This is a genomic window from Actinokineospora enzanensis DSM 44649, assembly GCF_000374445.1.
Classification (GTDB): Bacteria; Actinomycetota; Actinomycetes; order Mycobacteriales; family Pseudonocardiaceae; genus Actinokineospora; species Actinokineospora enzanensis.
Genome location: NZ_KB894414.1, coordinates 171656 through 179568 on the forward strand (window position 1 = coordinate 171656; position 7913 = coordinate 179568).

General features: G+C 66.1%; 7 protein-coding genes and 1 pseudogene. 5 read left to right on the forward strand and 3 right to left on the reverse strand.

The genetic code is table 11. The annotated features are described in order from the left end of the window. Positions 1–20: 20 nt before the first annotated feature. The 3 genes and pseudogenes from C503_RS48880 to C503_RS0116695 form a co-directional block, all read right to left on the reverse strand. A pseudogene (locus C503_RS48880) lies at positions 21–1358 on the reverse strand (recombinase family protein); the annotation flags it as partial. Then, positions 1355–1918: a hypothetical protein gene (locus tag C503_RS0116690; protein ID WP_018683360.1), complete on the reverse strand. Its 564-nt coding sequence runs from the start codon at positions 1916–1918 to the stop codon at positions 1355–1357. The gene C503_RS0116690 and the pseudogene C503_RS48880, both read right to left, overlap by 4 nt. Before the next feature lie 563 nt (positions 1919–2481). Then, positions 2482–3936 carry a helix-turn-helix transcriptional regulator gene (locus C503_RS0116695; RefSeq protein WP_051114842.1) on the reverse strand — a complete coding sequence of 485 codons (1455 nt, stop codon included), beginning with the start codon at positions 3934–3936 and terminating at the stop codon, positions 2482–2484. A gap of 272 nt (positions 3937–4208) precedes the next feature. Here C503_RS0116695 and C503_RS46800 point away from each other — a divergent pair, with 272 nt between their 5' ends. The 5 genes from C503_RS46800 to C503_RS46805 all read left to right on the forward strand — a co-directional run bounded on the left by C503_RS46800 (position 4209) and on the right by C503_RS46805 (position 7482). Further along, positions 4209–4379: a hypothetical protein gene (locus C503_RS46800; RefSeq protein ID WP_018683362.1), complete on the forward strand. Its 171-nt coding sequence runs from the start codon at positions 4209–4211 to the stop codon at positions 4377–4379. Positions 4380–4391: 12 nt separating this feature from the next. Then, positions 4392–5600, forward strand: a complete 1209-nt coding sequence (locus C503_RS0116705; RefSeq protein ID WP_018683363.1) for a JmjC domain-containing protein — start codon at positions 4392–4394, stop codon at positions 5598–5600. Beyond that, positions 5537–6373, forward strand: coding sequence for an aldo/keto reductase (locus C503_RS0116710; protein ID WP_026316385.1), 837 nt, complete (start codon positions 5537–5539; stop codon positions 6371–6373). Before C503_RS0116705 ends, C503_RS0116710 begins: the two co-directional genes overlap by 64 nt. 176 nt (positions 6374–6549) lie before the next feature. Then, entirely contained in the window at positions 6550–7236 is a 687-nt protein-coding gene (locus C503_RS0116715; RefSeq protein WP_156893261.1) for a phosphotransferase, read from the forward strand. Between the two features lie 81 nt (positions 7237–7317). Further along, positions 7318–7482, forward strand: a complete 165-nt coding sequence (locus C503_RS46805; protein ID WP_018683366.1) for a hypothetical protein — start codon at positions 7318–7320, stop codon at positions 7480–7482. Positions 7483–7913 lie beyond the last annotated feature (431 nt).

Here is a 7913-nt window from a genome sequence, read left to right on the forward strand (position 1 = left end):
AAGAACCGGGACACCGCGTCCAACACGGCGTCTTCCCGCAGGTAGACCGCTTTCGGGTGACCTGCGTACTTGTCCGGGCGTCCTCGGTTGTTGTTCTTCGGCCAGCACATGTAGTAGGCGGATTGGTGCCGGACGTTGCCGTTCATCCGCCTACCGCAGTGGCAGAACAGCAGACCTCGGAACACGTAGGTCCGTAGCGTTTCCGGGTGGGCGTTCGGGGTGTTGGCGTCGCGTGAGCCGCGTCGGGCGGTGCGGCGGGCGTTGAGTTCGTCGTACATCCATTTCGGGATCAACGGCTCATGCGCCGGTTCCAGCGACCAGACCCACAGCGCCGGGTCGTTGACCTTCCCTCCGCGTGAGCGTGAGGCGCGGCGGTTGAACACCTGGTATCCGGTGTACTTGGGGTTCCGCAGGATCTCGTACACCGACGTCTTCCCCCACGCGCCACGCGCACGCCGCCCACCGGGCGGGGTCGGCGGCGGGTACTTCACCGGGTCGGCGTTGAGCCGGTCGGCGATGGTGTCATAGCCGATGCCCTCGTGATACCGCCACAGCACGATCTGAGTCACCGTTTCACCCAGCACACCGTCGGGCTCAAGCCGAGTCTTGGTCTGCCCCTTGTCGGCTTTCGTCGGGTTGGGGTGGCGGAAGGTCTTCGCTTTGTAGCCGTAGGGGGCTTTGCCGATGTTCCACCCTTCCCGCACGTGGGTACAGAGCCCGCCCCACGATTGCTCCAGGGTGTTCAACACCTCGTATTCGGCGACGGACTGGTTGATGCGCCGTTGCAGAATCCGCTGAGCACGGCTACCGGTGAGCGTGATGGGCTCGTTGGCCGCGAACAGCGGCACGCCCGCGTTTTCCAACTCCCGCTCGATCGACAGACCCTCGAACGTGCGCCGCGCCACCCGAGAGACGCTTTCGCAGATCACCACATCGAAACGCCGCCCAGGATGCGCCGCTTCCGCCAGCAGGTCGGCCACACCACCGTCACGTGGGATGGGGATGTCGTACTTCTCGTAGTCGGTGCGCTGTCCGCGCGCGTCCAGTTCGAGCCGCCCGGACTCGACGTCGTAGAAGTGGGCGACGATCACCCACGACTCCGGGATCGCCGTACGGCTGTTGCCCAACTGCCGCATCGCCGACTGGCGCGGGTCTTGTTGGTCGTCGGTCGAGGTCCGCCCGAGCCACGCGACCCGGATCTCGTCACGCATGAGCGCCAGCGGCGCACCCAGCGGCGACACCGCGTAGTCGGACAAGCCGGATGGGCCGGACACTGGCACGGACGCCGCCAGCGACACAGCCCGTCTCGTCAAGCCGGGAGCGGGCGGGTTGACCACCGGATCATCTGATCGCCTCATGCCGCATTCCTTTCATCAGATGATCTCCGGGCGTCAGCCCAATTCAGCAAGTCAAGAACAGCAGCGGCAAGCTCGCCTCGAATACGCTTACCCTCGCCGCCATTCACCCGGGAGACGTGGCCGGAATAGATTCGGCCTGACTTCCCGCGCCGCCTTTCATGATACCGCCATACACCCCCATCGGTCACGCATTTACTGGCGTCATCAAGCGCATACGACTTACCGAGTGGGATGACAGTCGCGTCCGGACCGTCCGGCACAGGAACGGACTTCCCGTTCGCAAGATCGAACACCGCGGCCTGACCGGCAGCGCGTCCCAGCGTCAACGCATCCGACAGGGTCCGCACAACCACCGCCACGAACAGCCACACCTGCCCGGACGCGAGGTCGCGCCAGCCACTGAGCACGCGTCCGGGCAACGCCAGGGCGCGGTCCGCGTCGGTCAGGTAGCGGACAAGGTCGTCAGCGATCACGGGTTCGTTGTAGACCCGCTCCCAGTACGGATCGACCGACACCGCGTAGCCCTCGACCACATCGGCCCCGGTGGCAGGGTCGACCACGAAGCCACCGTCAGGCACCGCCAGCGCAGCGGCCAGTGTGGACCAACGGGCGGCGGGCAAGGATGGCCACGACCTGACTGAGGGTGGTTGGTGGCGTGGAGCGGGTTGAGCAGACAACGGGACGCCCTCCAGCGAACACGGCGGGTTCGCCTTCGGCGAACTGACATCCCTGAAAACCAATCGTAACGCCGTTTTTGGACACGGCGGTTCCTGTGAGTTTCTGACGCCGCGGAGCCAGCCCGGCGCGGCAGTCGAATCGGCCCGACACTACTCGTTCTGATGCCGAGTTGGCCGACGCACGGGAGGACCCCACACCCCCGCCTGCCAGGCACTATGCAATCCCTGCCCTCCCCTCACCTAATGGGAGGAGGCGTCGGTGGAGTAGGCGGAGGAGGGGTGAGACGAGAGGCCGCCGAGTCGGCGTCGATCTATGAAAGACGGGCCGTGAATAGACGGCAGTGCGGCATCCGCTGCCGGTTTCCGTCGTCGTCAGAGATCGGCCAAGTCTGCCTGAAACGTCTCTTGACCTGCACCGCTAGTAGATCGCTAGTCGGGCACCACGCCTATCTGAGAAGATCAATTCGGTGGCGCCACGCTAGTTCGAGTGCCGCGGCGGCTCCCGGTGACAGTCGCTGGGAGTCTCGTAGCCAGGTGAGGGTGTTTTCCTCGAAGGGCAGCGCGCGGCTCGGTACGGTTCCTTCGGTGTTGGAGTCTACTGCGTCGGCGAAGAGTTGGTCGTAGAGTTCGGGTTGGAACACGGCCACTGTGAGGATGTCGCAGGCGAGGGTCAGGGCGTCGAGGGTGAGGCCCAGGCACCACACGCGGATGCGGCCATCGGCCAGGGCCTGGTCCATGGTGGCGAAAGGTTCAAGCTGCCCGTACCGGATGGGTTTGCCGCTGCCGTCGTATTCGTCGTGTCCCAGCAGTTCCTCGGCGTACTCGCGTTGGATGTTGCGCCAGAGGGAGAAGTCTTCGGCGATGGCTTCTGGGATCACCGACGATGGTTGGAAGATACCGGCGGGTAGCAGGTGGATCATGCCGCCGCCTCCGGCCACCTTGTCGCTGTCGCGTTGGTGCAGCACGACGCAGGGGCTTTCGCCGCCTCGGATGGTCAAGGTGCCGACCGCGCCCATGACGGGTCGGCGGGTCAGGTCGAAGGGGTTTCCGATCAGCTTGCGGAAGGGCAGGCGCCGCCAGGATGCTCGGGGGACCAGGGTTTCGCCGGTCAGGTGTTGGGTTGCGAACTCGTGGGCGAGGGCTTCGTTGGTGTCGATGGCGTCGAAGAAGCCCATCTGTCCGAACGACATGCGCAAGGTTGGGACCGACCAATCTAGGGCGACCGTGCGGAAGCAGAGTCGGTTCTCGAACAGCCGCGGGGCGGCCAAGTCCCGCACCGCAGCGTGGTAGCTGCGGAAGCGTCGTTCAGAGCTGAGCAGTGGGCGTAGCAACGCTGTCGCGTTCTCGGTTCCGGACACCGCTGACTGTGGTGCGTCGGGGTCGAGCACGAGGGAAATGCGGTCCAGCGGGATCGGTTTCTGCGGCAGCCAGTCTGGCGCTGCGATCACCCCAGAGTGCTCAAGTCCTGGTACTCGAAAGTCCGGGTAGAGCCCTTCGGCCAGGCAAGCAAGTGACTGGCGGTTGCGACCCAGCGCCGCTCGGGTGGCCCGCCAAGTTGCTTGGTCGGCCTCGACCCGAGGGTCCGGTTGGTCGGCGGCGACCGGGAACATCAGCGGTTCGGTCGGCACACCGACCACTGGCGAAGCTGGTTGTCCCGTCTTTCGGAAGCCCAGTTCGTCGGCTGCCACGTCGAAGTACTCCGCCAGCAGCCGCCGGTAGAACGGTTGGGGCCAGACGACTTCGCCGCGTTCCCAGCGGCTGATGGTCTTGCGGGTGATCTGAGGGTGCTGGTCGTGTCGTTGGGCAGCGTGGTTGTTGAGCGCGTCCGCCAGCTCCTGCTGCGAGAGTCCGGCGTTCTCCCGGAGCTGGTTCAACGCGGCGTTAGGCACGCGAGCAGGCATGGACACATCCCCACCGTAGAGGCCAGAACGCGCCGGGGCAGGCATGTCCCGTCAATGTCCCACGACCGTCCCGCAGGTGGGCGCTCGAAGTGGTTGGGCACAGCCCCGCTGGTTGGTGGAATTGATCTCGTCGCCCCCGAATTGACAAGGCCAGCCGTGCCGACCCCTGTACGCCTCCGCCGCTGGCCTTGTCTCCACAAGAGAAACGAACGGGCGCGACCTGACACCGCACTCGACGGTCGTCAGCAACTCGCACGAGGAGGAACCTGCCCATGAACGAGACCGACAACCAGACCGGCGGCGGCGTGGTCGTCGCCGTCCAGCGACTCGGCACCATCCGGGGTCGAATGGACGCCCAGCACTCCGACGGCGCGCAGGACGCGGGCGGCGACGGCCACGGCAGTTCCGGTGGCGACGGGCTGAACATCCCCGAGTCGTCCTGATCTGAGGCCGCCATGCGACACCTCCTGGTTCAGGCGATCGAGAAGGCGCTCGACTGGTCCGGCCCGGACCGGCTCGGGCAGGGATTCGTCCGCGGCGCGATGGACGATCCCGCCATCTGCGGACGGCTGCTGACCCCGACACGGCTGCTGGACACCGTGATGCGGCGCAGCCTCGCGCCGCCGCAGTTGCGGTGCTTCCGCAAGGGCGACGAACTGCACCCGGACGCCTACCTCACCCATCAGGTGACCCGACGAGGTCAGACGCTGCCGGTGGCCAACATGGACCGGCTGGGCCAACTGCTCAAGTCGGGGTGCACCCTGGTGCTGGACGCGCTGGACTCGTTCGACCCCACGATGGAGATCGCCTGCCGGGCGCTGCAATGGTGGTCACGGGAGTTGACACAGGTCAACACCTACCTCACCACCAACGACGCGGCCGGATTCTCCCTGCACTGGGACGACCACGACGTGGTTATCGTCCAGTTGGCCGGGGAGAAGTCCTGGGAGGTGCGGGGCTCGTCCCGGGTGGCGCCGATGTACCGCGACGCCGAACCCAACGACGAGCCCAGTCCCGACATCGTCTGGTCGGGCACCATGCAGGCCGGGGACGTCATGCACATCCCGCGCGGCTACTGGCACCAAGCGACACGCACCGACTGCGGCGAGGGGTTCAGCCTCCACGTCACGTTCGGGTTCGTGAAGCGCACCGGTGTCGACTGGCTGAACTGGGTGGCAGATCGCAGCCGGGAACGGGAGTGGTTCCGCCACGACCTCGACCGCTGGGGCAGCCCCGACGACCAGTTCGCCCAGCAGTGCGGATTGGCCGATGGCGTCTCCGGCCTGCTCAAGACCTACCCCATCGACACGTACCTGGCTGCCCGCGAGCAGGAGCGACAGCCACCCCGCCACGTGGCCACGGGCGGCGTGTTCGGACCACCTGAAGCGGTGATCTGCGTGACCGACTTCCCGCCGCACATCGAGCGGGAAGGAACCATGCTCACCGTCTCTGCAGCCGGGCGGCGGATCACCTTCACCGACACCGTCGAGCCCGCTCTACGGCTGTTGCTCAGCGGCCGACCGGTCACCGTCACTGCGGCCACGGAAGCAGCGGGCACGAGCGTCACCGACCTGGTGCAAGTACTGATCAAGGAGGGGTTGTGCGCGGAACTGACCGAGGCGTTGTCCTCGGCCTGTACCGATCTGCTCCCACCCGGGAACTGATCGAAACCGCGCGTGACCTCGGCGTGGTGGGCATCGACACCGCCTTCAACTACCAGCGGTTCAACTCCCACCGCCACCTCGCGCACGTCGCCGGCGATCTCCTGGACGACTTCACCATCTCCACCAAGGTGGGGTTCTTCCCCGGGAGCGACCCGGCGGCGTGCGCGCTGCACTCACTCGACCCGCGCCGCCTGCGTGAGGCCGTCGAGCAGTCAGCCGAGAGCCTGGGTCGCGTGCCCGACGTGGTGTTCCTCCACTCCCCCGAACGCAGCCTAACCGGCCGCGCTCCCGAGGAAGCTCTTGATGCAGCCTGCATCACCCTGGCCGACGCCCAGCGCGCTGGGCTGTGCCGCGCCTGGGGCATTGCCACCTGGGACCCGCGTTCACTCATCACAGCCCCACCACCGACGCTGCCGTCAGTGTTGCTGCTGCGATCCGGCCTGTCCGTCGCGCACCCGATCCTGACCGCGTGCGAACGCCTCATCGAGCTATGCGACCTACCGGCAACCAACGTGTGGGGCATGTCCCCTTTCGGTGGCGACGCACGAGAAGCGGCATGGCAAGAGGTCGACCTCACCGACTTCACGCCAGCAAGCGCCCCGAACACCGACATCGCGTTCCGCGTGGCCTACGACCTGCCACCGGTCACACGGGTTGCCGTAGGCACCACCAACCGAGATCATCTCCGCAGTCTCGTCGCGGCCACCAACCTGCCGATCATCCCCGAGGCCGTCACCACCTACCGCGGACTCACCCGGGAGCACGACCGTTGACCACCGAGCCTGCCCACCGCCGCGACCTGCGCAAACAACCCATCGACGACATCGTCCGCACAGTCGAGCAGCGACTAGGCACCCAACTCGACCCCACCACCTTGGTCCGCAAACGACGCACACTCGGCGCACGCAGCGACAGAGACACCTGGGTCCGAATCGAGGCCCGCCCACTCGTGCGGATCATCGCCCACGGACAACCCGGCGACGGCATCGAGGCCAGCGCCCACCTTGACGGCGTCGCTAAACCTCGCTGGCACGCAGCGGTCACGTGGCTGGACGAGGACACCGTCTGGCGAGCCGACGAAGTCGACCACGTACAGGGCACACCCATCCGCCAAGGCGCGTCACTGGCGACCGCGTCCACCCTGTCGCCCGCCTGGTGGCACACCTTCAACCAGTCACTCGACGCCCTAGCCGCGCACCACACCACCCGCACCGCGACCCCGGACACCCAACTCATCACCCAAGACCTAGTCACGACCACCATCGATCAGGTCTTCCCCGGACAGGTCGACACCCGACTGGACATCCTGGACTGGGTCCCCACCCACGCCGACCTGAACTGGTCCAACCTGCTCGCGCCCGACTGCGCGATCATCGACTGGGAGGACTTCGGGCTGGCCCCACGCGGCCTGGACGCCGCAACCCTGTGGATCACCTCACTAAGTGTCCCTGACCTGGCCGAACGCATCCACCAGGAACGCCTAGCCGACCTCGCCAACCCCTCAGGACGACTCATGGCGCTGTTCCACTGCGCCAAGATCCTCAGCGACACCACCGAACCTCACGATTCGCTCTATGCATCTGTGCAGGCAGTCGCAGCAGACTTGATGGCGAAGCAAGACCTTGCTCCCAGTTGACCGAGCGAGCGTCAGCAACCGGACACGGATGCTTCCAGACAACGACGCTGAGGGATGAGCAAGGTTGTTACTGTCTGTGTCATGACCGACGAAACCCGCATCGCGTTGAAGAACTACGACAACCTCATTCGCAGCCGCGGGCTCGACGATGTCGAGCTGCACTGGGACAGCGACACCGTGGTCTACGGCGATGGCGGCGTGGACATCGATGTCCTTCTCGATCCCGGTTTCACTAGTGTCTCCTGATACCCGCCCCACGCAAGTCCGGCTGGTCGTGTCGCATCTCTAGTTCGGGCAGATGTCGTCGGGCAACTGCGGACACGTCTCGGCAAATCTCGTCTGGTAGTGACTCCCCGTGCCGCGCGGACAGCGCCGGTACCGCGCGGCACGGGGGTTCGTGCAGGGTTGGCCGACCTGGCTGACTCGCGGTCGGCCCGCGTCGCTGCAGAGCGTCAGTCAGGTACGAATCGCCCAAGGGTCATTGCGCATCGCGACCTGAGCGTCGTCGGCGCATAACTCCCATCGTGGCAGAAACGCGCAGCTCACGACGGGTGCTGGTTCGTGTGGATGCTGTACGAGCCTGCCCGGGGGCACTCACTCTGGGCGACCTGTGTTCGCGGAAAGCGCGAACTGGGTCGTTCGTTGTTTTTTCTGGGGTGCGACCCCAGACCCGCCCG